Raw genomic sequence first — 26,883 nt, 5'->3', positions numbered from 1 at the left:
ATGACAATATCTATATCCATACTAACCCTAAGTGGTTATAGATATTTTTATTCAAGTGTACTGGTTCATCCTCCGGTGAACATGCGTAATAGCGTACAGTACGTGTTTTTTCTACTAAAAAGGTAGGTATGTCATGGCAGAGCAATTTGCTAAAGCTTGGGAAGGTTTTGCTGCAGGTGAGTGGCAAAACGAAGTTAACGTTCGTGATTTCATCCAAAAGAACTACACTCCATACGAGGGTGACGAGTCTTTCCTAGTTTCTGAAGGTACTGAAGCAACTTACAAGCTTTGGGCTAAGGTAATGGAAGGTATCAAACTAGAAAACTCAACTCACGCACCAGTTGATTTTGATACTTCAGTTATCTCTACCATCACTGCTCACGATGCAGGTTACATCGAAAAAGATCTTGAAACTATCGTAGGTCTTCAAACTGAAGCGCCGCTTAAGCGTGCAATCATCCCTAACGGTGGTATCCGTATGGTTGAAGGTTCATGCAAAGCGTACAACCGCGAACTAGACCCACAAGTTAAGAAAATCTTCACTGAATATCGTAAAACTCACAACGCTGGTGTTTTCGATATCTACACTCCAGACATCATGAAATGCCGTAAGTCAGGCGTTCTAACTGGTCTTCCAGATGCATACGGTCGTGGTCGTATCATCGGTGACTACCGTCGTGTGGCTCTTTACGGTATTGACCGTCTAATGCAAGACAAGCTAGCTCAATTCGCTTCTCTACAAGAGCGTTTCGAGAACGGCGAAGATCTTCAAATGACTATGCAGCTTCGCGAAGAAATCGCAGAGCAACACCGTGCACTTGGCCAAATGAAAGTTATGGCTGAGAAATACGGTTGCGACATCTCTCGCCCAGCTGAAACAGCTCAAGAAGCTATTCAGTGGACTTACTTCGGCTACCTAGCTGCTGTTAAGTCTCAAAACGGTGCTGCAATGTCTCTAGGTCGTACTTCTACTTTCCTAGATATCTACATTGAGCGTGACATCGCTGAAGGTAAGATTACTGAAGTTGAAGCTCAGGAAATGATCGACCACTTCGTAATGAAGCTACGTATGGTTCGTTTCCTACGTACTCCTGAGTACGATGATCTGTTCTCTGGTGACCCAATCTGGGCTACTGAGTCTATGGGTGGTATGGGTCTTGACGGTCGTACGCTTGTTACGCGTTCAAACTTCCGTTTCCTAAACTCTCTATACACTATGGGTCCTTCTCCAGAGCCAAACATCACTGTACTTTGGTCTGAGCAGCTACCTGAAGGCTTCAAGAAGTTCTGTGCAAAAGTATCTATCGATACTTCTTCTATCCAGTACGAGAACGACGACCTAATGCGTCCAGACTTCGAGTCTGATGACTATGCAATCGCATGTTGTGTATCTCCAATGGTTATTGGTAAACACATGCAATTCTTCGGCGCTCGTGCGAACCTAGCTAAGACTCTTCTATACGTTATCAACGGCGGTGTGGACGAGAAGCTTAAGATTCAAGTTGGCCCACAAATGCCTAAGATCACTGACGAAGTTCTAGACTTCGACGATGTATGGGGCAAACTAGACCACTTCATGGATTGGCTAGCTAAGCAGTACGTAACTGCACTAAACAGCATCCACTTCATGCACGACAAGTACAGCTACGAAGCTGCACTAATGGCTCTACACGACCGTGACGTTCGTCGTACTATGGCTTGTGGTATCGCTGGTCTTTCTGTTGCTGCTGACTCTCTAGCTGCTATCAAGTACGCTAAAGTTAAGCCAGTACGTGACGAAGACGGTGTTGCAATCGACTTCGAAATCGAAGGCGACTATCCTAAGTTCGGTAACAACGATGCTCGCGTAGATGACATCGCTTGTGAACTAGTAGAAGTATTCATGAACAAGATCCGTTCACTGAAAACTTACCGTGACGCTGTGCCTACTCAGTCTATCCTAACTATCACTTCTAACGTGGTATATGGTAAGAAAACTGGTAACACTCCAGATGGTCGTCGCGCAGGCGCTCCTTTCGCACCAGGTGCTAACCCAATGCACGGCCGTGACGAGAAAGGTGCTGTAGCTTCACTTACTTCTGTAGGTAAACTACCGTTTGCACACGCTAAAGATGGTATCTCTTATACTTTCTCTATCGTTCCAAACGCTCTAGGTAAAGAAGAAGATAGCCAACGCGCTAACCTTGCAGGTCTAATGGATGGTTACTTCCACCACGAAGCTGGCATTGAAGGTGGTCAACACCTAAACGTGAACGTTCTTAACCGTGAAACTCTAGAAGACGCTGTTAAGCACCCTGAGAAATACCCTCAGCTGACAATCCGTGTATCTGGTTACGCTGTTCGCTTTAACTCGCTAACTGCAGAGCAACAAGCTGACGTAATCGCACGTACGTTCACTGAATCTCTATAATCTAAGATTATACTGATTGAGATAAAAACCTCGCTTCGGCGAGGTTTTTTTATTTTTGTCTAATTTTGATTCCTATCGACAAAAAAGTACTTAGTTCTCACTGGTTAAGGATTGTTTACAATTTAGCTACGATAGAGATACTTTTTCATCTATAGATCACTGACTAACCTTTTTCGTTCGTGTCACACTCAACTTAATAATAAAACATCTCTACTAGCCGTATTTGAAGAGAGTGATACATCATGAAAGCAGCCGCCATTTTACCTTTGATTTTTGTTAGCAGTGTTGCCTTAGCCTCTGAGCGCTCTACCGTCTCATTTTCACTCGATAATGACGGTATTTTTGGCACAGACGAAGACTATACTAACGGTATTTTTCTTTCTTATACCAGCAGCGCCATCACCCCTTGGGCTTTATTCAAACCGCTTAGTCTGTCGTATTGGGGAAGCTCTTCCCTTGATAAGTTTGAATTTCAGCTTGGACATAAGATGTGGACCCCTTCGGATATTGAGGCCACTGTACCTCTGGCTAATGACCGCCCCTATGCAGGTTATTTCCATGGCGAATTGAATTACATTAGTTTGCACCCTCAACAGGCACAGCGTTTCAATCTCACGTTAGGTAGCACTGGTGAAGGGTCATTTGCCGATAAAGCGCAGCAGTTGGTGCACTCGATTGTGGGTTCAGCAGACCCAAAAGGCTGGGAATATCAGATTGAGGATCAAGTCGCAGGCAGTATTGGTTACTTAACTCATCTAAATTGGAAGCGCGAGCCACTTTTTGGCAATACCGGATGGGAAGTCTCAAACGTCACCGAAGCAAACCTAGGGAATTTTAGAAGTGATGTTTCCACGGGGATGATGTTTCGCTTTGGTTCAGAACTTGGAGGTAACTTCGGTTCTGCAAACATCAGTACAGAAAACCCGTTCAAGGCTGGGATGATCGGCGCCTCTAATAAGGGTTGGTTTACTTATTTTGGCTTAAAAGCTCGCTACCGATTTAATGATCTTACTATTCAAGGAGAGAGACCTGGAATACCCGAGCCTAGTGATGCTTACGACGTCACTTTGCAGCCGTGGCAAGGTGAAGCAGTTCTTGGTGTGACGTGGTATAACGCCTATGTTGGTATCAGTGCCTTTGCCGGTTCTAAGTCAGCTGAATATAAAGAAGCGTCAAAGTCTATCTATGGCAATGGAGGACTTTCGCTTTTTGCTTTCTTCTAAAGTGAAATAGGCACCTTCCTAGGTGCCTATTTCATCGATATATATCTTTACCATAGCGTTTATTACGCCGTCTTAAATCTCTCACATTCTTGATAGAGCTCCGTGGAACGCTTATCTACCCCATCACTGGTTGCTTTCAAACTCTGACTACTCGCCTCAAGTTCACCCATAGAGTCACTGATTTGCGCCATGTTGCTGGCCATCGATTGCGAAGTTGTCGCTAGTTCCTTGACAGAGGCAAAAATCACTTCAGTTTGAGAGCTAGCTTCTTGTGCCTTATTCATGATCTCTTCAAGTGCGCTTTTTGCTTGATTACCTTGCTCTCGACCAGACTGCATGGAACTGTCAGATTGAGCAATAAACTGAATGACTTGCGTGCTTTCCTGTTTCATTGTGTCAATCCACCAGAGATTTCCTCTACCGCTTGTACTGTCCTTACTGCGAGACTTCGCACTTCATCTGCCACCACAGCAAAACCTCGACCTTGCTCTCCTGCCCTCGCCGCTTCAATCGCGGCATTCAGTGCCAATAAGTTGGTTTGCTCAGCGATACCATTAATGATTTCCATCACTGAGTCTATCTTTTGGGAAGCTTGCTCCAGCTGTTCGATATGAGTAGCGGCTTCTTCCAAAATAGTGCCAACTTGTTCAAAAGCAGCGATGGTATCTACAATAACTTCACCACCCGCTTGCGCAGACTCTGCTGAGGTTTTACTAATGGTTGCCACATACTCTAAAGAACCAGAAATTTCTTGCGTGGTAACACTCACCTCTTCAGTCGCAGACGCCAATAACTGCGTTTGTTCAATAACTTGACTTTGGTGCTGTCTTAGTTGATTGATTCCACTGTCTAGCTCACCAGAACTGTTCGATAGTTGCTGACTGTTGGTTTTCACACCGTCGACCAGAGTCCCTAGGTTTTCGCAACTCACATTGATGGCTTGCTTAAGTTGGTTGAACTCATCACGATGATTGTTACTCACGGCAAGACGCGTCGAAAGATCACCTTGTTCTACTAATTTAAGTGCCGACAGTGTTTGCTTTAACGAGCGAGCCAGAGAGATATTTAATGTGAGGAAGATAGCTGTAGTAAATAGCGCTAATAAAGCGCAAGCGATACCGACGGAAGCCTTAGTCATGCTCGATACATCGGCGGCTTGATTACCTAGTGAAAGTGCTTGTTGATTCAGTGCTAGAGCGGCTTTGTCAAAAGCCTTTAAAGTAATCGCCTGAGCTTGGTCTAACTTCTGCTCTAAACCAACTAAAGTACCTGACAGCTCAACCACTCGCGCGAAGCCGAGTTCCAATGCTTTGACTTCATTCTCATAGAGCTCCAACATGGCATAGGTATTTGATGCATTAACAAATCCTGCAAGAGCTCGCTTAAAACCTTTTTCGTTTTGTTCGTTGGGCTGAATTAAGTATTCCTGCAAACTGGTCACTACTTTCTGAAAATCTGAAGTCAGCGTCACCATACCTGTTTCTTTGATAGCTGCATCGATCTTGGCGTTATTCTGCTGTAGCTGCTGTAGCAATCCGTCATTCACGGAGAAACCCAACTCTGATTTGATGGTCAGCCAAGGGCTCAAATTAAAGATAAACGACTCTAAAGTATTGGAAACATTATCACTCTCAGTAGTCAAACCGGCTTGCTTTAAGAACGCTAGGTCTTGCTCCGCACTGGTTTCCAATCGGTCCATGCTATCTTCAAACGCATCCATGCCACCAGCCACTAATGTGGTTCGTCGATTAACGGTATCCATCAACAACACTTGAGTAGAGGCTAAATGTGCACTGGCTCGCTCCATTTCACTACTACTGGTGAATTTCTCGCTTAAACTGGAAAGTGAGTTAAAAATAAAAAACACCAAAATGATGAACCCAGACCAAAGAGTGAGCATCGAAAAGGCAGTTTTTTGTTTTTGTGATAAGGCTACTTCCATGTATTTCCCCTTGTGACGATAAGCATGTCGGTCTCCTGACCGATATTATCTGCAACAGACGCAACTAGTTGATACTGGTTTAAAGTAAGCAAACTAGCAATCTATGTACCATGTATTAATAATATAATTAACAACGCTATAACATTATTTCACTATGGGCAACAGAAGTCGGTTTTTGATCGATACAGACTATGAATGGGGTACCACTTTTCCTGTCGTAGGGGGCCATTTTGTAATAAAATGACGCGTAAAAATAAGTAAGTAGAGAAGAGCATATGTCAACAACTGGTCGCATTCACTCATTCGAATCCTGCGGTACGGTCGATGGACCTGGGATCCGTTTTATTGTCTTTCTTCAAGGCTGTCTCATGCGTTGTATGTATTGCCACAACCGTGATACTTGGGATACTCATGGCGGCAAAGAAGTGTCCGTCGACGAATTGATTGCAGAGGCAAAATCCTACCGTCACTTTATGAATGCATCTGGTGGTGGTATTACTTGTTCTGGCGGTGAGGCCATGCTTCAACCTGAGTTTGTCCGTGACTTCTTTCGCGCAGCTCAAGCGGAAGGCATTCATACCTGCTTGGACACTAACGGCTACATCCGTAAACATACAGATGTTATCGACGAGGTTTTGGATGCTACTGATCTAGTGATGCTCGATATCAAACACATGAAAGATGAAATTCACCAAGATTTCATCGGTGTATCTAATCGCCGCACATTAGATTTCGCTCGTTATCTACACAAGATTGGCCAAAAAACATGGATTCGCTATGTTGTCGTCCCGGGTTACACGGACGAACCAGAAGCCGCTCACATGCTTGGAGAGTTTATTAAAGATATGGACAACATCGAGAAGGTCGAACTGTTGCCATACCACAAGTTAGGCGCACATAAGTGGGAAGCGCTCGGTTTTGAGTACCCTCTCGAGGGAACGCAGCCGCCGACCAAAGAAGTCATGGATAACATCCAAAATATTCTTCTGCAATATACTGATACCGTTAAGTACTAACAGTAGATTCAGAAATCTTTTGACACGAAAAAAACGCGCTAGAAAGCGCGTTTTTTTGTAATAAATACGTGTTGAGATCATGTTACACAATATCGAGAAGCTGATAACCTGTCGGTATAGCGAATTCATTCGTAAACTTATAATGATGACTTTTTAGTGAGGCTTTTCACCATGGAAATGACAAATGCTCAACGTCTAATCCTATCTAATCAATATTATCTAATGGCTAAGCTTACGCCAGAAAACGCAGAAAAGTATAAGCGCCTGCAAACAATTGTAGAGCGTGGTTATGAACTGCAAATGCGTGAAATAAACAAAGAGTATGGCTGTTTAGTTGAAGACGAGTGTCGTGAAGTAATCGACATCATGGAAATGTACCACGCCATGCAAGAATCCAACAAAATGCTTTCAGATGAAGAACGTGACGATGTAGACCAACGTCGTTTACAGTTTTTAGGGTTTGATATCGCAACTGAAGCACAACTGGTTAATTATGTTCGCTTCCTAATCGATTCTGAGGGACTTTATCCACAATTCGACAAAGGCGATCATCACTTCAATAGCCATGTACCTATGCTTGAGAAATATCGTCGTATGTTGGTGACATGGAGAAATTGTCCACGTCAGTACCACTTGTCAGCAGCAGAATTCAGACAGATTTTTAACGCTTAACTTTAACGCATTAAAACAATCAGTTATCAAAAAGCCCTCTTCCTTCCTAGGCAGAGGGCTTTTTTTAAGCAACTTTTCTTACTCTCAACCGGTCTAATCTAATAATCGGGACTCACGTATAAAAGTTGAGACTGGGGGATAATCAGCGGACTAAATTGAGGAAGTTTTGTAAATAAATGCATAATTGATAAGCATAAATCTGAAAACCCTACTAGTCTTAAAAATGACATGGAGTCGCATTGTATATCTGTCAATGGTCAGCTTTGCAGGTTTAAGGGGAATCAGCTATGAGTATTTTCGATCATTATCAAGCGCGCTACGAAGCCGCAAAAGATGAAGAATTGTCTATCAAGGAATTCTTATCTCTATGTAAAGACGACAAGAGTGCTTACGCCAATGCAGCGGAACGTCTTTTACTCGCAATCGGTGAACCTGAGGTTATTGATACCGCTCAGGATCCTCGCTTAAGTCGTATTTTTTCAAATCGCATCATTTCTCGCTACAAAACGTTCGAAGATTTCTACGGCATGGAAGATGCCATCGAACAAATTGTGTCTTATCTCAAGCATGCCGCTCAAGGTCTAGAAGAAAGAAAACAAATACTATACCTTCTAGGCCCTGTAGGTGGCGGTAAATCTTCGCTTGCAGAGAAGCTTAAAGCATTAATGCAGAAAATGCCTATTTACGTGTTATCTGCCAACGGCGAGCGCAGTCCGGTCAACGATCACCCGTTCTGTTTGTTCGATGTTTCAGAAGACGGAGACCTACTGAAAAGTGAATATGGTATTGAGAAACGCTACCTACGCTCAATCATGTCACCTTGGGCAGCGAAACGCTTACACGAGTTTGGCGGCGACATTACTAAGTTTAAGGTTGTTAAAGTCAGACCATCTATTTTAGACCAAGTCGCGATCGCTAAGACTGAACCTGGTGATGAGAACAACCAAGACATTTCCGCTCTAGTAGGTAAAGTTGATATTCGCCAACTTGAGCACTTCTCACAAGACGATCCAGATGCGTATAGCTATTCAGGTGCGTTGTGCCGCGCAAACCAAGGTTTGATGGAATTCGTGGAAATGTTCAAGGCTCCGATTAAAGTCTTGCACCCACTCCTAACCGCAACTCAGGAAGGTAACTACAACGGTACTGAAGGACTCTCAGCTCTGCCATTCGACGGTATGATATTGGCTCACTCGAACGAATCAGAATGGCAAACCTTCCGCAATAACAAGAACAACGAAGCGTTCTTGGATCGTGTCTACATCGTTAAGGTGCCATACTGCTTGCGCGTCTCTGAAGAAGTTAAAATTTACCAGAAACTTCTTGATCATAGTGAGCTCTCAAAAGCACCTTGTTCACCAAGTACCCTAGAGCTTCTAGGTCAATTCAGCGTACTATCGCGCCTAAAAGAGCCAGAAAACTCATCTCTGTTCTCGAAAATGCGTGTTTATGACGGTGAAACATTGAAAGACACCGATCCTAAAGCGAAGAGCTATCAAGAATACCGCGACTATGCCGGTGTCGATGAGGGCATGTCTGGCCTATCTACTCGTTTCGCCTTTAAGATCCTGTCACGAGTCTTCAACTTCGACCAATCTGAAGTCGCAGCAAACCCAGTGCACCTGTTCTATGTCATTGAGCAGCAAATTGAACGTGAACAGTTCCCTCAAGAAGTGGGCGAGAAGTATTTAGAATTCCTTAAAGGTTATCTAGTACCTCGCTATGTGGAATTCATTGGTAAAGAAATTCAAACCGCTTACTTGGAGTCATACTCAGAGTACGGACAAAATATCTTCGACCGATACGTCACCTATGCGGACTTCTGGATTCAAGACCAAGAGTATCGTGACCCGGAAACCGGTCAGTTATTCGACCGAGCTTCACTTAACGAAGAGCTAGAAAAAATCGAAAAAACCGCGGGTATTAGTAATCCTAAAGATTTCCGAAACGAGATCGTTAACTTTGTGCTTCGTGCTCGTGCTAATAACAATGGTTCAAACCCCGTTTGGACAAGTTACGAAAAACTTCGCACGGTTATCGAGAAGAAAATGTTCTCCAATACGGAAGAGCTACTACCTGTTATTTCATTTAATGCGAAAACATCATCCGAAGACCAACGTAAGCACGACGACTTCGTTAATCGTATGATGGAGAAAGGCTACACCGAGAAACAAGTACGATTGCTGTCTGAGTGGTACTTGAGAGTTCGTAAATCCTCATAAGTACACCTGACTGTTTATCTCAGCCCCGAGCGAAAGCTCGGAGGCTGTTTGGTGAGAGGAATACAGGGAGTAACTCATGGCACAATTTATCGATAGACGCTTGAACGGCAAGAACAAAAGTGCCGTTAACAGGCAGCGTTTCATACGCAGGCATAAACAGAAAATCAAAGAATCGGTTACCGATGCCGTCAATCGCCGCTCCATTACCAATACTGAGACTGGCGAGGATGTTTCGATTCCTGCAAAAGATCTTAGTGAGCCGATTTTCCATCAAGGCCAAGGAGGCGTGAAAGAGCGCGTTCATCCTGGTAACGACCAATTCATCACAGGGGACAAAATTGAACGCCCACCAAAAGGCGGACAAGGTGGTGGCTCTGGTCAGGGGGAAGCAAGTCCTGACGGTGAAGCTGAAGACGAATTCGTGTTCCAGATTTCTAAAGACGAATACCTTGATATTCTGTTTGAAGATCTCGCACTACCGAACCTCAAAAAGAATCAAATCAACAAAATTAAAGAATGGAAAACGCATCGAGCAGGTTATCAAACTGCTGGTATGCCTTCTAACATTGCCATCGTTCGTTCCTTACAACAGTCGTTAGCACGACGCACCGCGATGACAGCGGGCAAACGACGTATGCTCGATGAGCTTTGTAAAGAGCTTGATGACGTCCAGATGAGCGAGCCAGCTAAACCAATTGAGGAAAACCGACTTAAAGAAGAGATAGCAGAGCTTCGCAAAAAAATCGATAGCGTACCTTTTATCGACACCTTCGATCTTCGTTTTAAAAACTATGAAAAACGTCCAGTTCCTTCAAGCCAAGCAGTGATGTTTTGTTTGATGGATGTATCTGGGTCAATGGACCAAGCAACCAAAGATATCGCTAAACGCTTCTATGTGTTGCTGTATTTATTCTTAACACGCACCTATGAGAACGTTGAAGTGGTGTTTATTCGACATCATACACAAGCGAAAGAAGTTGATGAGCACGAATTCTTCTATTCTCAAGAAACTGGTGGCACCATCGTTTCAAGTGCTCTCAAATTGATGAAGGAAATTGTAGAAGACCGTTATCCTCTTGGAGAATGGAACATCTATGCAGCGCAAGCTTCAGATGGCGATAACTGGGCTGACGATTCACCTCGTTGCCGTGAATTACTCGTCAATAAACTGTTACCAGCTTGCCAATATTACTCTTACATAGAAATTACTCGTAGGACACACCAAACACTGTGGCATGAATATGAAAAGTTAGAGAATGAATTCGACAACTTTGCAATGAAGAACATTCGTTCTGTTGAAGACATATTCCCAGTGTTTAGGGAGTTGTTTCAAAAAGAGACCGCATAGGGAGACGTGCATATGACGACAGATACTAAAGTTAAGTCAAAGGTACTTCCAGACGGTCCTGATTGGACTTTCGATATGTTGGAACGCTACCACAAAGAAATAAAGCGTGTCGCAGAGCACTACCGTCTCGACACCTACCCTAACCAAATCGAAGTCATTACGTCAGAACAGATGATGGATGCTTATTCGAGTATAGGGATGCCCATTAACTATAATCACTGGTCATTTGGTAAGAAATTCATCCAGACAGAACAGGGATACAAACATGGGCAAATGGGTTTAGCCTATGAAATCGTAATCAATTCCAACCCATGTATTGCGTACCTCATGGAGGAAAACTCAGTCACCATGCAGGCTCTGGTTATGGCACATGCCTGTTACGGTCACAATTCCTTCTTTAAAGGCAACTATCTATTCCAAACATGGACAGATGCCAGTTCTATTATTGATTACCTGCTTTTCGCTAAGAAATACATCGCTGACTGCGAGCAAAAGTATGGTGAAGAAGAGGTTGAGCAAATTCTGGACTCATGCCATGCCTTAATGAATTACGGCGTGGACCGCTATAAGCGTCCAGAGAAAATCTCAATTGCAGAAGAGAAGATTCGCCAAGAAGAACGTGAGGCCTATTTGCAATCTCAAGTTAATGACCTGTGGCGCACTGTACCTCAAAATCGAACACCAGAAGAGGACCAAAAGGTACGCTTCCCAAGTGAACCTCAGGAAAATATCCTCTATTTCATTGAAAAGAACGCGCCATTACTAGAGCCTTGGCAACGTGAAATCGTTAGGATCGTGCGCAAAGTAAGTCAATATTTCTATCCGCAGAAACAGACACAGGTAATGAATGAAGGTTGGGCAACCTTCTGGCACTACACAATTCTTAATCATTTGTATGATGAAGGTCTGGTGTCTGATAAGTTCATACTCGAGTTCTTGCACAGCCACACCAGTGTGGTTGCTCAACCCGCTTATAACAGCCCTTATTTTAGTGGTATAAACCCTTACGCTCTAGGCTTTGCAATGTTTAGGGATATTAAGCGCATCTGTGAAGAACCAACGGACGAGGATAGAGAATGGTTCCCAGAGTTGGCCGACAGTGATTGGCTCGATGCTATGCATTTTGCTATGCACAACTTCAAAGATGAGAGCTTTATTAGCCAATATTTATCTCCGCATTTAATGCGTGAGTTTAAGTTTTTCTCCATTCTCGATGATGACCGAAAGAACTTCGTCGAAGTCTCCGCTATTCATGATGAAATGGGATATCGTCAGATACGTGAAAAACTCGCAGCGCAGTACAACCTGAGTAATCTCGAGCCGAACATCCAAGTTTACAATGTGGATGTTCGAGGAGACCGCTCGCTTACATTACAACATGTTCCACATAATCGCATTCCTCTGGATAAAGGCCATGACGAAGTTTTGAAGCACCTTTATCGACTTTGGGGGTTCGATGTTATTTTAGAAGAAGTGAAGGAGTCTGGACGAAGGGAAATTCTTGGGACTTGCCCTAAACGGGAACCTTATAATTCTACTATCTAGCCTTTCTACTGGTCGTGGGTCCCTACCTGCGACCAGATAATTTTTCGCACTACCTTTCCTTCAATGGTAAGCTTGTCATTGGTTCTTTATCCTTCGTTTCAACTCGTATCTTATGAACAAATTACTCTTAGCTTTCGGTGTGGTCTTACTTGCCATCATCGCAACCCTCTCATGGGTGTTTATACCTACCCACGAAACAATGGGTAAACAAACTCTCAGCACCCCTTTGAGCGATGAATTCAAGCTCGTCGCGCACCGAATTCATTCTACCGACCCCGATTCTGGTCCCAAATACGCCTACTTTGTCTTGTCTGAGGCAAAACCAATAGATAACAGTGAGCCTTTTCTGGTCACTTCCGACCAATTCACAAAGTTAGAAAGTGTCAAAGACAATGGGTTCACCCTCACCGTAAATGGTCGCATCTACCAATATCATAATGATTTATGGATAGAGAAAACTAACGGACAACTGCATCGTTGGCACGTCAGCATCAATGCAAGGTACATTCGTTAAGCTGGATTATCTATCCAACGAGACAACTTTCTGGCCTGTAACAGCGCGTTGAAGTTCACTTGAACGCGCTCATGCGCTAATCGCCCCATCTTTACTCTTTGGCTAAAGCTGAGCTGAGAAAACTCCACAATGCTCGCCCTAAGCGCTGTGACATCTTTTTCATGGACAACGAAGCCCGTCTCTGGCGTCACAATTTCTTTGCACCCCATAATGTCTGTAGTGATAACAGGCGTACCTACCGCCATAGCTTCCTTAAGGACTAGAGGCCCCGTATCTACATTACCCGTAGAGGCCATACAAAATGGTGCGACTAAGCAATCATAATTTGGCAGGGACTTTTTCACCCAATCGTGGGGCTTTGCACCACAAAAGCTTACTCTATCGGACAAGCCAAGTCGTTGTACTTGTTGCTTTAGCTCGGCTTCTAACTCTCCAGTACCAACAATATCGAGGACAATATTGAGTTTCTCGGCTACCGGAGCCATCGCTTCCAACAAGTGCTGAACACCTTTCTGCTCCACTAGTCGGCCTAAAAAGACAAGTGAGATTTCGGGGCGAGGTAATTTAGGCGCGTACATAAACTGCTCGGTTTTCACTCCACAGTGTAACAATTTGATATTTTTACCTGCCATGTCTTTAAAGTCGTCCAGCATGTCACGACAAACAGCAACTGCGAAGTCACAGGCGGCAAGTTTCTCTCCGACGTCAAAAGGGGACTCATAAACGTCGTGGCCATGTGCAACAAAAGAGCAACTTATTCCAAGCAGCTTTGCTGCAACAATGGCGTGTGCCGTGGTGTGCTGGCAAAAGTGAGCATGAACGTGCTCAACATGATGTTCAGCGAGTTGAGTGGCTAACTTGGCACCATAAACGAATAATGAACGCTTAGGCAGTGAGTTCTGATTACGAACAAACTGCGCTGCCGCTAACAGATTTTTATACCTAAACTTCGACAGTGCCGACAACCAGAAATTTTCACCGATTTTGATAACGTCATAATCGAAAGTCGATCGCGTTTGTTCCAATTCAAAAGCAAACACACAGACGGGATGTCCACAAGCTCTAATCGAATCCACTTCTGTTTGAATAAAAGTCTCACTCAACACCGGGTATGTAGGCGCAATGAACGCGGTTTTCTTCATTCTTCCATCCCAAAAGCTAACTATGTCTTTTGTTCAAAGCAAGATACGCACCAAAGACACAAGACTTGTTAAGCAACCACTTATCACTTGAATATCGCTCTATTCGCAATTCGATAGTCAATTTGCCGAATCTGACACTTCTTAGCTAACTGAAAACAATCAATTTGCAATAAGTAATCCTAAGTACATGTTTTAAAACAATATCAGTCTTGGCATATATAGTGCTACTTGTCGTATACCGCTGCAGATATGAGAGCTAAGGGATATGGCTAAAATCTCGATTATCATTCCAACTTTCAATTGCGTTAAGTATTTGCCTAAAGCAATTGAAAGTGTGTTTTCCCAAACACATCAGGAACTAGAAATCATTGTTGTCGATGACAATAGTACTGACAGCACCTCACATTATCTTAGCAGCATCAATGATTCGCGAATGCAGACAATCACGACATCAGGCCTCGGGGCTTCGGGTGCTAGAAACTTAGGAATTAGCAGAGCTAGCGGCGAATACATTGCCTTTCTTGATGCTGACGATTTTTGGATGCCAACCAAGCTAGAAAGGCAACTCAACTTTCATCAAACTCACCCAGAGCTTGCGGCTACCTTTACTAACTACCAACACGTGACCGAACAATACGAAACCATCATCGACTGCTTTGGCTATTGGAATAAGTTTCAATCTGACAGTCGTCAACATATTGTGATGGACGATGCCTTGGAATTTGTCCTTCAAAACAACGTCATTGGTACTTCAACGGTAATGATTAAGACTGAGATCTTTCGAGACATCGCGCCTTTCGATTCCAGCTTAGAGTACGGAGAAGATCTCGATTTGTGGCTACGCATTTGTGAGCAACACCCCTTAGGTGTACTGAACTCTATTGAAGTAGGCTATGTCATGCGACAAGGGTCAACTACTCAGACTAACGATAATCGACTACGTAACTTAAAATCTTTAGAAGCCATCTTGCACAGGTACACATCCGCTCACCTCTACTGGAATATTTCTTCCTCTGCTTTAAGACGTTCAAAAGCACGCATTCTTGAAGGTTATGCAGACTATCACCGCTGTCTTAATCAACCTTTATCGGCGATCATACTTGACCTACGCTCACTATCCTTGGCTCCAGAAAAACGACGTTTACGCAGTCTACTAGGAGACTGTAAAAGTATCATTATCCAACCAGATAGGTCTGCATCATGAACTCGCTGAAGCAATCCGCTTACTACGCCGTCGGCATCTTGATGATGAAAGGGGTGTCACTCATCATGATTCCCTACATCACACATAAGTTGTCACTAGTCGAGTATGGTTCACTGGAGGCTTTAGTGTTACTCGCAGACATAGGTACTATTCTATTCAGTTTTGGCATAGTCGATGCCATGTATCGATATATTGGTACCTCAGAAGGTGCCGAGAAGCAGCAGCTTATCTCAAATTGCTTTACGTTAAGTATCATCGTTTGTATTGTTGGCGGTAGCCTCATTGGAATATCCCTCCCCTGGTTGATTCACGCTTTACCTGTTAACTTCGAAAGCTACCAAATTTTATTACTGCTCATCCCGACCATGATCGATGGTGCAATATCCATCCCGTTAACATTAATGCGTATGAATGCCATGGCGAAACGCTTCTGCATTCTTAATGTCATTAAAGCGCTCGTTCAAGCGATGATGACCTTTGTTCTACTCGAAGCAGGGTATGGTATCGATGGTGTATTAATATCAGCAGCCTGCTCTAGCTTGCTTCTGCTAATGTGCTTGCTCAAGTATCAATGGAGTCAAATGGGGAGTTTTGGTTATCTAGGCTCGTCACGTCTAATTTTGAGTTTTGGTTTGCCCGTGCTGGTGGGCGGTGCATCAGTTTATATGATTAACGGGCTTGATCGTTGGTTCCTTGCCAGTTTTGTTGGTGTGGAACAACTTGCTATCTATGCCGTCAGTGCTAAATTTGCTCTAATACTTGGGCTTGCTCTCCAGCCCTACGCGCTGTGGTGGTTTCCTAATCGAGTAGCGATACTAAACGGAGCCAATGGTAAACAAGAGTGTGCAAATAAGGCAGTTCTCGGTGTTAACATTGCAATCTTGCTTGCTACTGCAATGATTCTAACCGCACCGAGCTTCGTTACTTTGATACTACCAACCACCTATCAATCAGCAAGTACACTTCTGGTTGCACTCCTTGTCATAGGCGTAATTAAAAACGCCGGAGATTATTTAAATTTGGGATGTTACAGTGGCGATTCCAGTAAGGCACAAATGTGGATTCAAGGCATCTGTGCCGCAATTGCGGTTATTGGGTATTTTGTGTTGGTGCCTATTTGGGGATTATTGGGGGTTATTTTGGTGCTTACTATCGCTTATACAGCCCGGCTCATGATGCTCTACAAAGCAAGTCAATTTCTTGAGTTTCTGCCTTATTGCCACATAGCTTGGCTCTCTGCCCTTACGATCTCAGCATTGGCAATTTCGACTCACTGGCTAATAACCGAGTCTATGAGTGCAGCTTTTCAATTCGCAACAGGTATTATTTTCAGCATTCTCACTATGGCTGGCTTTGCAAAGTTTTCAATTATTCCACTACCTCTCGACGTACTTCGAAAATTTAAGTTAATTAGGCACTCGGCTATTTAGAAAGAAGCAAAAACAAAAAAAGCCAACAAGGTTAAACCCTGTTGGCTCATAAATTAGAGAGCGAGTTTTATTTATGGCGTTCTTTCAGCTTATTAACCACATCATTCATCGATAGACCTTGGTCCTGAAGTAAAACCATTAGGTGATAAATTAAGTCAGCTGATTCGCATATTAGCTCCGCCTTGTCACCCGACGTTGCCGCAAGCGCGACTTCAACGCCCTCTTCGCCCACTTTCTGCGAAATACGTTTGGTACCACGGGCATAGAGGCTCGCGGTATAAGAAGATTGCGGATCCGCATCTTTTCGAGCGGCAAGCAATTGCTCAAGCTGATGAAGCCACACCATTTGAGACTCTTCTTGTGGGTCACCATCAAAACACGTAGTCGTACCTGTGTGACACGTTGGTCCAATTGGGTCAACCTTCACGAGTACTGTATCGTTATCACAATCCAGAGCGATATTACGAAGTTGGAGTACGTTGCCTGACGTTTCTCCTTTCGTCCACAATCGGGATTTCGTGCGAGAGAAAAAGGTCACTTGCTCAGTTTCTAACGTCTTTTCCAACGCTTCAGGATTCATATATCCCATCATTAGAACTTGGCTAGATTGAAAGTCCTGAATAATAGCAGGTACAAGACCATCTACTTTTTCCCAGTCGATACGCTCGGTGAGCGCTACTGCTGCTTCACTCATAGTCTGATCTCCACACCTTGTTGTTTTAGATATTGCTTAAGCTCACCGATATTGATGATCTGCTTGTGGAATACGGAAGCGGCCAACGCACCATCAACATTGGTTTTGTTGTACGCCTCTGCAAAGTGCTCCATCGCACCCGCACCGCCAGAAGCAATGAGAGGCACCTTACACACTTCGCGAACCATATTAAGCTGCTCGATGTCATAGCCATTTCGCACCCCATCTTGGTTCATCATATTAAGTACGATTTCCCCTGCACCACGCTTTTGCACTTCTTGAACCCAATCACGGGTTTCCCATTTAGTGGCTTTAGTACGTGATTCGTCACCGGTGAATTGATACACCTGATACTTACCCGTTTCTTTATCAAAGTAGGAGTCGATACCGACGACAATACACTGAACACCAAACTTGTCGGCAAGCTCGGTAATTAATTCAGGGTTAGCCAAAGCTGGCGAGTTGATTGATACTTTATCAGCACCAAATTCTAAGATACGTGCCGCATCTTCAGCAGACTTAATACCACCAGCGACACAGAATGGAATATCAATCACTTCTGCCACTCGCGCTACCCAGCTTTTATCCACTACACGGCCATCGCTTGAGGCAGTGATATCATAAAAGACTAACTCATCTGCACCTTCTTCTGCATAACGTGCGGCTAACGGAACGATATCACCAATAATCTCGTGGTTCCGGAACTGAACGCCTTTCACCACTTGACCGTCACGGACATCTAAACAAGGAATTATTCGCTTTGCCAACATTGGAATGCCTCCTCTGCGGTAAATTTACTATCTAATAACGCTCGGCCAACAATCACGCCCGATACGCCTGTGCCTTTTAGTGCTTCAATATCTGCAAGGCTACCGATACCACCTGAAGACTGAAACTGCACTTGTGGGTACTGCTTGCACAAGTCTACATAGAGTTCGACATTACTGCCTGCTAACGTGCCGTCACGTGAAATATCAGTGCACAGCACATGCTTTAAGCCCACTGTTAGATAATCATTAATTAACGCTTCAATGGTGACGCCAGAGTCTTCTTGCCAACCTGAGATGGCAACTTTGCGTGTGCCTGTTTCATCGATGTTAATATCGAGTGCTAGCACAATTTTCTCTGCGCCATATTTTTCCATCCATCCTTTGACCAACTCTGGTTGTTTAACTGCGGTCGAACCAACGACAACACGTTGAGCCCCAGCCTCCAGAAGATCAACTACGTCTTGCTCAGTACGCACACCACCACCAATCTGGATGTTTGCTGGCGTTCCTGCTAGTAGTTTGGCAATTAAATCAAGCTGGCGCGCTGATGTGTCTTTCGCGCCAGTCAGATCGACAAGGTGTAGCCAATTTGCTCCGGCTTGATGGTAGAGGTTGAACTGCTCAACCGGATCTACTTTGTATTCAGTAACTTGACCATAATCGCCTTGATACAGACGAACCACTTGTCCTTCAATTAAATCTAATGCTGGAATAATCACAATCATTTCCTTCAAAGCCTCACGACCGTGTGAAGCTGATAAATTCTATCGATAACTTCTTGTTAGTCAGGAATTACACTAACTCTAGGAAGTTTTGAATCAGTTTTGAGCCTGCTTTGGACGAGCGCTCTGGGTGAAACTGTACGCCGTAGTAGTTGCCACTTTGTATCGCAGCACTAAACGGTTTGCCATACTCGCATTCAGCAATGGTATAGTCGCCGACGGGCATCCCAAAACTGTGCACGAAATAGAAGTATTCACCCTCTTCAATCCCTTGAAACAGCGGATTGCCAGCCACAGCCTTCACTGTATTCCACCCCATATGAGGAAGAGGTAAATCTCCTGTCTCTAAACGTTTTACTTCCCCTTCACAAAGGCCTAAGCACTCAACAAGTTCGTCCGCCTTTTGGCCTTTTTCTTGTGAAAGCTTGCCCAACAGCTGCATACCTAGGCAAATACCAAGTACTGGTTTCTCAACCTGCTTGACCAGTTCGATAAGATCGCGCTCTTGAAGGTTTTTCATCGCTTCACTTGCCGTACCTACACCTGGCAGAAACAGCTTGTCAGCACTAAGAACCACTTGAGGTTCCTTAGAAATAACGACATCGTAGCCAAGACGCTGAATAGCAAACTTGACTGACGAGACGTTAGCGCAACCGGTATCAATAATGACTACATTCTGTTTGCTGCTGGTCATTACAAGACTCCCTTACTACTTGGTAACTCGTTCCCCTCTACCTTAATGGCCTGACGCAGTGTACGGCCGAAAGCCTTAAACAAACTCTCAATGATGTGGTGATCATTATCGCCAGAAGAAGATAAGTGCAGTGTACATGCGAGCGTGTCGGTCAAAGATCGGAAGAAATGAACGACCATTTCTGTAGACAAGTCCCCCACCTGCTCACGAGAGAACTTGGCATCAAATTTAAGATATGGGCGACCAGATAGATCTAAGGCACATTGCGCCAAGCACTCATCCATTGGCAAGCTAAAGCCAAATCGACCGATACCGCGCTTATCGCCTAGCGCTTCTTTCAAAGCTTGCCCAAGAGCCAAAGCGGTATCTTCAATAGTGTGGTGGTCATCAATGTGCAGATCGCCATCCACAATGCACTTCATCTGGAAACCGCCATGAGTGGCAATTTGATCAAGCATGTGGTCGAAAAAGCCCATGCCTGTTGAGATTTCATTACCACCCGCCTCATCAAGGTTTACAAATACCTTGATATCCGTTTCTTTGGTGGTACGAATTACTTCCGCTGTACGTGCTTTTACCGTTAAGTCTTTTAAGATTCTTGGCCAACCCATGGTCTCCGGATTGTATTGAATTCCACGAATCGCCATATTTTCAGCTAGCTGAAGGTCAGTTTGTCGGTCACCAATCACAGCAGAGGTTTTGAAATCCACTTTGCCACTTTGAAGATACTCTTTAACCAAACCAAGTTTTGGTTTACGGCATGAACAGTTGTCTTCATCAAAGTGCGGGCAAATTAAAACATCATCAAATTTAACGCCTTGAGACTCAAAGATTTCCATCATCATGTTATGAGGAGCGTCAAAGTCTTCCTGAGGATAGCTAGCAGTACCTAAACCGTCTTGGTTAGTCACCATCACAAGGCGGTACCCTGCGTCTTGCAGAGCCAATAAACTTGGAATAACAAACGGCTCGAGTTTGAGTTTATCCAAACGGTCAACTTGAAAATCCACTGGAGGCTCAACAATTAACGTACCATCACGGTCTATAAATAATATTTTCTGTTGGGTGCTCACTTTATAAATCCTTTTCTTGATGGCTAGCTTATGCCGCTGTTTGTTCTAGTTGATTGCGAATAAATGACAATGTCTTCTCACATTCGTCACGATTACCAACACTGATTCTTACGCAGTTTTCAATCGGTGAATTTCTAAGAATAATTCCCGTATTCCACGCTGCTTTAAATAGCTCATCGCCATTAGCAAATTCAACAAGTAGATAATTACCCCAACCTTCATATACGGTAACACCTGGTAAGGTCGATAAACCTGCTTGTAGGTAGGCACGATTGGCATTGAGATCCAGCACCTGGAACTTAGCGCGCGCTAACCCTTGTTCCGACAAGGCTTGCACCGCGATTTCCGCGACAGGAATTGGTACCGGATATGGTGCAATCACTTTAAGCAGTACGTTGATTAGCTCTTCATTGGCAAGTGTAAATCCGCAGCGAAGACCAGCCAAAGCGAAGGCTTTTGATAATGTACGTAAGATAGCTAAGTTTGGATATTGGGCCAACAAATCAACGGTTGACGCTTCCGGACAAAAGTCGATATACGCTTCATCCATGACAACAATAGCTTTATCTTTGGTCATCTCCAATAAAGCGATAATGTCTTCGCGCTTAACCAAGTTACCCGTTGGGTTGTTTGGGCTACAAACGAACAGCACTTTGACGCCATCTAAATTGGCTTCGATTTCCGGCAAATTGAGTTGCCAATCAGAAGTTAAGGGTACCGTTTTACGGTTAACGCCAATGGTTTCAGCACTGATGGCATACATGCCATAGGTCGGCGGACAGAATAAGATGCTATCTTCACCCGGCTCACAAAAAGCACGAATAAGTAACTCAATGCCTTCGTCAGCACCACGAGAAGTCAGTGTTTGTTCTGGTTTAACACCAGCGTATGCCGCATAGGCTTCGATTAGCGCTTTAGGCTGACATTCGCTGTAGCGATTAAGACGTGCAAAATCTGTTTTATATTCATTATTAAATGGTGATTCATTAGCATTGAGCCAAATATCACCGCTACCGCCAATACGTCGCGCTGACATATATGGTGTTAGCTGTTGAACTTGTTTACGAGCGAGCTTTTCCATTAGTTACTCTCCTGCGCAAGCTTCTCGACACGAATGGTCACAGCACGTTTGTGCGCATCCAGCCCTTCTGCCTCGGCCATAGTGACAACCGTTGGAGCCAGATTTCGTAACCCATCGGCAGTTAATTCTTGTACCGTCATTCGCTTCGAAAAGTCAGCTAAGCCCAAGCTTGAATAAGTACGAGTGTAGCCATAAGTCGGCAGTACGTGGTTAGTACCTGAAGCGTAATCGCCCGCAGACTCTGGTGACCAATCGCCCAAGAAGATCGAACCTGCGTTATCAAGTAGCGGTAACAGTTCACGTGGTGCTTTGGTCTGGACAATTAAGTGCTCAGGGCCATAGTAGTTTGAAATAGACACACACTGAGTGATCGATTCAGCGATAATAATGAGACTTGAGCCTAATGCTTGCTGCGCGATATCAGCACGCGACAGTTGCTTGAGCTGTTTATTCACCGCCTCTGTTACTTGGTCTGCAATCACTGGAGATGGAGTGACAAGCACTACTTGAGAGTCTGGACCATGTTCAGCTTGGCTTAGTAGATCGGCCGCGACAAAGTCGGCATCCGCTGTTTCGTCAGCAATAACCAACACTTCAGATGGGCCAGCAGGCATATCGATCGCTGCTCCACGGAAATCATTACTCACTTGACGCTTGGCTTCGGTAACATAGGCATTGCCAGGACCGAAGATCTTATCTACTTTTGAAACGCTCTCTGTGCCATACGCCATCGCCGCTACGGCTTGACCACCACCGACGTTATATACTTCATCGATTTTACATAGCTTGGCAACATAGAGGATTTCATCCGCAATAGGCGGTGGGGAACATAGTACCACCTTACGACAACCAGCAATCTGAGCAGGAACCCCTAGCATGAGCACGGTTGATGGCAGTGGTGCGCTGCCGCCCGGTATATACAGTCCAACGGTATTAATAGGACGAGTCACTTGCTCGCAGACAACGCCTGGCTGAGTTTCTACTCGCAGTAGCTCAGGACGCTGAGCTTTGTGAAACTTAGCGATATTAGAATACGCTTGCTCGAGCGCTTGTTTCATTGTTTCAGAGAGGCGCGATGACGCAGCTTCAATCTCTTCGCTAGAGACTCGAATTGAATCAGGTCGAACTCGATCAAACTTTTCTGTTAGATCTAGCAGCGCTTTATCACCTTCGCTACGTACTTGCTCGATAACCGCCGATACCGCAGAAGTAATATTTGCGCCTTCAGTGATCGCAGGACGCTCAAGAATAGACTCTTGTTGCGACTGACTTAATGATTGCCAAACTACAGTTCTCATGGCCTTACCCCATCATTTTCTCAATCGGAAGCACAAGAATAGAACTCGCTCCAAGTTCTTTCAGCTGTTCCATAGTTTCCCAGAACAAGTTCTCTGTACTAACTAGGTGAACCGCCACACGCTCTTTATCTGAAGAGAGAGGTAATACTGTCGGATCTTCTGCACCCGGCAAAAGCGCTTTGATTTGCTCAAGTTTTGCGACTGGTGCGTGCAGCATGATGTATTTGGACTCTTTCGCTTGCTGAACGCCTTGCATGCGCGTTAGTAGCTTCTCGATAAGCGCCTCTTTATCAGCATCAAACTCGCCTTTACGCTGGATCAGTGTCGCTTTCGAACGGAAGATCACCTCTGCTTCTTTTAATCCATTCGCTTCCAGTGTCGCACCAGTAGAAACAAGGTCGGCAATAGCATCAGCTAGACCAGCTCGCGGTGCAACCTCGACCGATCCTGTCAGCATACAAGTACTGAAATCTACACCTTGCTCATCCATATAAGCTTTCAGTAATTGCGGGTAAGTGGTCGCAATTCGTTTGCCTGCTAGATCTTGTGGACCGTTGTACGTTTCATCTTTGTCGATGGCAATAGATAAACGGCAACCACCGAAGTCAAGACGGCGAAGCGTTACAAACTCATTGGGTTCACCAAGTGCTTTGCGGTCTAAACGAACTTCTTCTAGCTCGTTCTCACCAATAAAGCCAAGATCGACGACGCCATCCATGATCAAACCAGGGATATCATCATCACGAACCAACAGTAGATCAATTGGCATATTTAACGAGTGAACAACAAGACGCTCACCCATTACGTTGAACTTAACTCCGCATTTTTTTAGTAGGTCTTGGCTTTCTCTGCTAAGACGACCTTTCTTTTGTATTGCGATTCTTAGGCGTTGTGTTTGCATTGCTGTATCCCTGTGCAAGATATTGATTTTAAATTATAAAACGAAAAAACCCTCGGGAGCTTTGGTCTCCCGAGGGTTTAATTCTTTAAATCTTAAATCGAACCTCCGAGAGTTTTACCTATCTCTCGGGTATGCGTTCATCTCCCGAAAGATTAAGCTGGGTGATGATGGTGATGATGGTGATGATGAATGTTCATATCAAAATTTAGCATACTTATGTTTAGGTCCTTTGTGTCTGTACCTTCACACTAACGAAGCTCATTATGATTTTCAACCACTATTTTGCAGATCAGCGCTTTTTTTTTCGTACTCGCCAACAAGTATGATTTGTTATTACGAATATCGGCAGAAGTAAGCCAAAAGACATAAAAAAAGGAGCCTTGGTAGGCTCCTTGATATTAAAGCAATTTATTTACGCATTCGCTTCTTTAGCCATTCTTGCTTTAGATAAAGCAGAAAGAATGAAACAGACAAGTACAAACGTCACTGTTGCAGCACCGAATGAAAGTGCTACCGACGTTGTCATACCCAATGTGATAAAACCAACACAAGAAACAAATGCCACTGACAATGCATATGGCAGCTGCGTAGACACGTGGTCAATATGGTTACAGCGTGCACCTGTCGATGACAAGATGGTCGTATCTGAGATTGGTGAACAGTGATCACCAAATACTGAACCCGCTAATACCGCACCAAGCATTGGAAGCATCATTGCGATATCCGTTGCACCCGCCATATCACCTGCGATTGGTAACATAATTCCGAATGTGCCCCATGATGTACCGGTCGAAAATGCCATAAGACCAGAAAGCATAAACAGAATAACTGGTAGCCAATGGACATCAATATTACCCTGCACTGTTGACGATAGGTAAGCGCCTGTTTTCATGTCGCCAATGACAGAACCGATAGACCATGCAAAGAACAGAATCAAGATTGCGCCAAACATCGACTTAGCACCAATCCACATAGTTGTTGCAATATCAGCCGCAGAAAGCTTCTGTTTTACGACGGTATAGACCGCTGTTAATAAACCAGCAGAGCCACCGTAAATTAAAGAAGTACCAACATCCGTATTCTCAAATGCACCAAGAACATTAAATGCAACGCCATCTGCAGCCAGAGCTTGACCACCAGTAAAGATCATCGCAGCTACCATCGCTCCAATAAGGACAACAATAGGTAGAATCAGATCTGAAACTGAACCAAAGTCGCTTTCTTTAATATCCAACTCTTCATTCAGCTCATGAGCTTCAGCAGAATCGTTCTCTTTATCTTTATCAAAACCAAGACCTTGTTTTGCACGAAGCTCATGCTTACGCATTGGGCCCACATCTAATTGGAACCAAGCTACAGCGAACACCATTAACAGCGCAAATACTGCGTAAAAGTTCATTGGGATTAGGCGAACATACGCACCAATCGCTGAGTATTCAGTAATACCATGTGAGATAAGAATACCGCTAACGATAGTCATAATGTATGCACCCCAGCTCGAAGCTGGCATAAGCACACACATAGGAGCAGCCGTTGAATCTAAGATATAAGCAAGCTTAGCGCGCGATACGTAAAAGCGGTCAGTAACAGGACGAGAAATCGCGCCAACGGCTAAGCTATTGAAGTAATCATCAACAAAAATGAACACACCAAGGAATGCAGCAAGTAGCTTTGAGCCACGTTTGCTTTTGACGCGTGCTTGTGCCCACTCAGCAAACGCTTTGGTACCACCTGACAACGTTAATAACGCCGTCATCATACCAAGTAGCAATAGGAAGCCAACTATACTCATGTTCCAGGTGTTTAGACCACCATCTTCAATAACAACGCCAGATACTGTGTCATAGACATAGCCTGCAGCATTCATTACCGAGTAATCGTTAAGTAGAAAAGCGCCTAATACAATACCTACACCTAGGGAAAGCAAAACGCGACGTGTGATAATCGCCAAACTCAAAGCTACGATCGGCGGTAGCAGTGATAATGGTGACGAAGCAAAATCGATTAAATTCATGATCTTCAAAAACCAGTTTTAATTATGGTTAGAGATCTACTGCAGACATGCGTATCTATAAGTTCATACGCAAACGTTGAACTAAGCGAAAGGGAAGTGAACACTTCACCCAACCCTACAGTAGCGCTCCATAGTTTAACAATATAATAGACTATGGCAGTGTTGTTCGTTTCGGATACAACCCCAGCGAGAGCGCTTGATAATCAACTCTCACTTCGGCGACAGCGCCTTTTGTTGTCGTTCATTGGCATCACCCCAACGACAAGGACTTTTCGCAGTCGCGCCTCTACATCAAAAGAAAAATCATTCACTACTATGCGCTAGCATGTTGAAAGAATGTTCTTACTTTTGCATTAGGTGGACGTCATTGTACTTACCGAAGCATCAATTGCAACATGAATGTTGCTATCACCTTGTAAACAGTGTTGCAGCTTAGTTATAGCGCAAGGTTCAAATCGACCATTAACTACTCAGAGATAAACATTTTTTGAACGACCATCACTGACAACTTAATTTTATAGAAGTTCATTTATATCGATCTCAATCAATTCCTTAATACTTACAAATAAACTATAAGTCTGGCTAAGCATACTTAGTACAATATGCAACAAAATCCACTCAAAGTCCGTCTTTTGTGTAGTTCATACCAAGATTCAGTAATTATTAATGTTCTAATTTCATGCGCTATATACGCCACTATGTATTTCTATCGTCGTCTATTATCAGGTTTTTGTAAGAATTATTATATTTCTTCTCTTATCCACTAAGAAAATATTGTCAATTCAATATTTGCTGTTTATTATTAATCCGAACCAAATAATAATCTCATGGGAACTGTCATGTCTGAATTAACCAAAACTCTACTAAATATTCGTAGCCTACGTGCATTTGCTCGTGAGCTAACTATAGAACAACTAGAAGAAGCACTAGAAAAGCTAACTACTGTTGTTGGTGAAAGACAAGAAGCG

Annotated in this window: 21 protein-coding genes, 1 pseudogene, 1 riboswitch and 1 other annotated feature; of the genes and pseudogenes, 11 read left to right on the top strand and 11 right to left on the bottom strand. The window is 44.0% G+C overall.

Annotated features, from left to right (window positions below; translation table 11 throughout):
* Nucleotides 1–133 precede the first annotated feature (133 nt).
* Both pflB and HW45_RS23095 read left to right on the top strand, forming a co-directional pair.
* Nucleotides 134–2,410, top strand: coding sequence for a formate C-acetyltransferase (pflB, locus tag HW45_RS23100; RefSeq protein ID WP_038230087.1), 2,277 nt, complete (start codon nt 134–136; stop codon nt 2,408–2,410).
* A 242-nt stretch (nt 2,411–2,652) separates the two neighbouring features.
* Nucleotides 2,653–3,633, top strand: a complete 981-nt coding sequence (locus HW45_RS23095; protein WP_038230085.1) for a lipid A deacylase LpxR family protein — start codon at nt 2,653–2,655, stop codon at nt 3,631–3,633.
* 62 nt (nt 3,634–3,695) lie between these two features.
* Here the strand turns inward: HW45_RS23095 and HW45_RS23090 are convergent.
* Nucleotides 3,696–5,575 (bottom strand): annotated as a pseudogene (locus HW45_RS23090) (methyl-accepting chemotaxis protein).
* Nucleotides 5,576–5,850: 275 nt separating this feature from the next.
* Between HW45_RS23090 and pflA the strand changes: the two are divergent.
* The 6 genes from pflA to HW45_RS23060 all read left to right on the top strand — a co-directional run bounded on the left by pflA (nt 5,851) and on the right by HW45_RS23060 (nt 12,892).
* Entirely contained in the window at nt 5,851–6,591 is a 741-nt protein-coding gene (gene pflA, locus HW45_RS23085) for a pyruvate formate lyase 1-activating protein (RefSeq protein ID WP_038230084.1), read from the top strand.
* A gap of 171 nt (nt 6,592–6,762) precedes the next feature.
* On the top strand, nt 6,763–7,263 hold the full coding sequence (locus tag HW45_RS23080; RefSeq protein WP_038230082.1) for a YfbU family protein: 501 nt from the start codon (nt 6,763–6,765) through the stop codon (nt 7,261–7,263).
* 287 nt (nt 7,264–7,550) lie between these two features.
* Nucleotides 7,551–9,485 (top strand): PrkA family serine protein kinase, encoded by a 1,935-nt coding sequence (locus HW45_RS23075; protein ID WP_006074135.1) that lies wholly within the window; start codon nt 7,551–7,553, stop codon nt 9,483–9,485.
* A 76-nt stretch (nt 9,486–9,561) separates the two neighbouring features.
* The gene (locus HW45_RS23070) at nt 9,562–10,833 is read left to right on the top strand and encodes a YeaH/YhbH family protein (protein WP_038230080.1); all 1,272 of its coding nucleotides are present in this window, start codon (nt 9,562–9,564) and stop codon (nt 10,831–10,833) included.
* A gap of 12 nt (nt 10,834–10,845) precedes the next feature.
* Nucleotides 10,846–12,378, top strand: coding sequence for a SpoVR family protein (locus HW45_RS23065; protein ID WP_038230078.1), 1,533 nt, complete (start codon nt 10,846–10,848; stop codon nt 12,376–12,378).
* Nucleotides 12,379–12,490: 112 nt separating this feature from the next.
* Entirely contained in the window at nt 12,491–12,892 is a 402-nt protein-coding gene (locus tag HW45_RS23060) for a hypothetical protein (protein ID WP_038230076.1), read from the top strand.
* Here the strand turns inward: HW45_RS23060 and HW45_RS23055 are convergent.
* On the bottom strand, nt 12,889–14,034 hold the full coding sequence (locus HW45_RS23055; RefSeq protein ID WP_038230075.1) for a glycosyltransferase: 1,146 nt from the start codon (nt 14,032–14,034) through the stop codon (nt 12,889–12,891). The two genes, HW45_RS23060 and HW45_RS23055, sit on opposite strands and share 4 nt — an antisense overlap.
* Nucleotides 14,035–14,299: 265 nt before the next feature.
* On the opposite strand from HW45_RS23055, the gene HW45_RS23050 reads away from it, so the two are divergent.
* Nucleotides 14,300–15,238 (top strand): glycosyltransferase family 2 protein, encoded by a 939-nt coding sequence (locus HW45_RS23050; RefSeq protein ID WP_038230073.1) that lies wholly within the window; start codon nt 14,300–14,302, stop codon nt 15,236–15,238.
* Nucleotides 15,235–16,668 (top strand): lipopolysaccharide biosynthesis protein, encoded by a 1,434-nt coding sequence (locus HW45_RS23045; RefSeq protein ID WP_038230071.1) that lies wholly within the window; start codon nt 15,235–15,237, stop codon nt 16,666–16,668. Before HW45_RS23050 ends, HW45_RS23045 begins: the two co-directional genes overlap by 4 nt.
* A 67-nt stretch (nt 16,669–16,735) precedes the next feature.
* On the opposite strand, the gene hisIE is transcribed toward HW45_RS23045, so the two are convergent.
* The 9 genes from hisIE to HW45_RS23000 form a co-directional block, all read right to left on the bottom strand.
* Nucleotides 16,736–17,362, bottom strand: a complete 627-nt coding sequence (gene hisIE / locus HW45_RS23040; protein ID WP_038230069.1) for a bifunctional phosphoribosyl-AMP cyclohydrolase/phosphoribosyl-ATP diphosphatase HisIE — start codon at nt 17,360–17,362, stop codon at nt 16,736–16,738.
* Entirely contained in the window at nt 17,359–18,132 is a 774-nt protein-coding gene (gene hisF / locus HW45_RS23035; protein ID WP_006074116.1) for an imidazole glycerol phosphate synthase subunit HisF, read from the bottom strand. The genes hisIE and hisF overlap by 4 nt, the downstream gene beginning before the upstream one ends.
* Nucleotides 18,114–18,851, bottom strand: coding sequence for a 1-(5-phosphoribosyl)-5-[(5-phosphoribosylamino)methylideneamino]imidazole-4-carboxamide isomerase (gene hisA / locus HW45_RS23030; protein WP_038230178.1), 738 nt, complete (start codon nt 18,849–18,851; stop codon nt 18,114–18,116). The genes hisF and hisA overlap by 19 nt, the downstream gene beginning before the upstream one ends.
* A gap of 73 nt (nt 18,852–18,924) precedes the next feature.
* Nucleotides 18,925–19,548 carry an imidazole glycerol phosphate synthase subunit HisH gene (gene hisH, locus HW45_RS23025; protein WP_038230067.1) on the bottom strand — a complete coding sequence of 208 codons (624 nt, stop codon included), beginning with the start codon at nt 19,546–19,548 and terminating at the stop codon, nt 18,925–18,927.
* A complete protein-coding gene (gene hisB, locus HW45_RS23020; RefSeq protein ID WP_038230065.1) occupies nt 19,548–20,621 on the bottom strand; it encodes a bifunctional histidinol-phosphatase/imidazoleglycerol-phosphate dehydratase HisB in 1,074 nt (357 codons plus the stop codon). The genes hisH and hisB overlap by 1 nt, the downstream gene beginning before the upstream one ends.
* Before the next feature lie 28 nt (nt 20,622–20,649).
* Nucleotides 20,650–21,702 carry a histidinol-phosphate transaminase gene (hisC, locus tag HW45_RS23015; protein ID WP_006074108.1) on the bottom strand — a complete coding sequence of 351 codons (1,053 nt, stop codon included), beginning with the start codon at nt 21,700–21,702 and terminating at the stop codon, nt 20,650–20,652.
* The gene (gene hisD / locus HW45_RS23010; protein ID WP_038230064.1) at nt 21,702–23,000 is read right to left on the bottom strand and encodes a histidinol dehydrogenase; all 1,299 of its coding nucleotides are present in this window, start codon (nt 22,998–23,000) and stop codon (nt 21,702–21,704) included. The genes hisC and hisD overlap by 1 nt, the downstream gene beginning before the upstream one ends.
* A 4-nt stretch (nt 23,001–23,004) precedes the next feature.
* Nucleotides 23,005–23,901, bottom strand: a complete 897-nt coding sequence (gene hisG, locus HW45_RS23005; RefSeq protein ID WP_006074105.1) for an ATP phosphoribosyltransferase — start codon at nt 23,899–23,901, stop codon at nt 23,005–23,007.
* 40 nt (nt 23,902–23,941) lie between these two features.
* Nucleotides 23,942–24,078: a sequence feature (His leader region), on the bottom strand.
* A 235-nt stretch (nt 24,079–24,313) separates the two neighbouring features.
* Nucleotides 24,314–25,915, bottom strand: a complete 1,602-nt coding sequence (locus HW45_RS23000) for a Na+/H+ antiporter NhaC family protein (RefSeq protein WP_038230062.1) — start codon at nt 25,913–25,915, stop codon at nt 24,314–24,316.
* A 113-nt stretch (nt 25,916–26,028) separates the two neighbouring features.
* Nucleotides 26,029–26,212, bottom strand: a riboswitch (Lysine riboswitch).
* Between the two features lie 542 nt (nt 26,213–26,754).
* Here HW45_RS23000 and HW45_RS22995 point away from each other — a divergent pair.
* The coding region (locus HW45_RS22995; RefSeq protein ID WP_038230060.1) for an H-NS family histone-like protein at nt 26,755–26,883 on the top strand (129 nt) is incomplete at its 3' end.

Source organism: Vibrio sp. ER1A (assembly GCF_000733315.1).
In the GTDB taxonomy this organism is placed as follows: Bacteria; Pseudomonadota; Gammaproteobacteria; order Enterobacterales; family Vibrionaceae; genus Vibrio; species Vibrio mediterranei.
The sequence above is the reverse complement of the archived record's forward strand: the minus strand, read 5'-3'. Positions and strand labels throughout refer to the sequence as shown.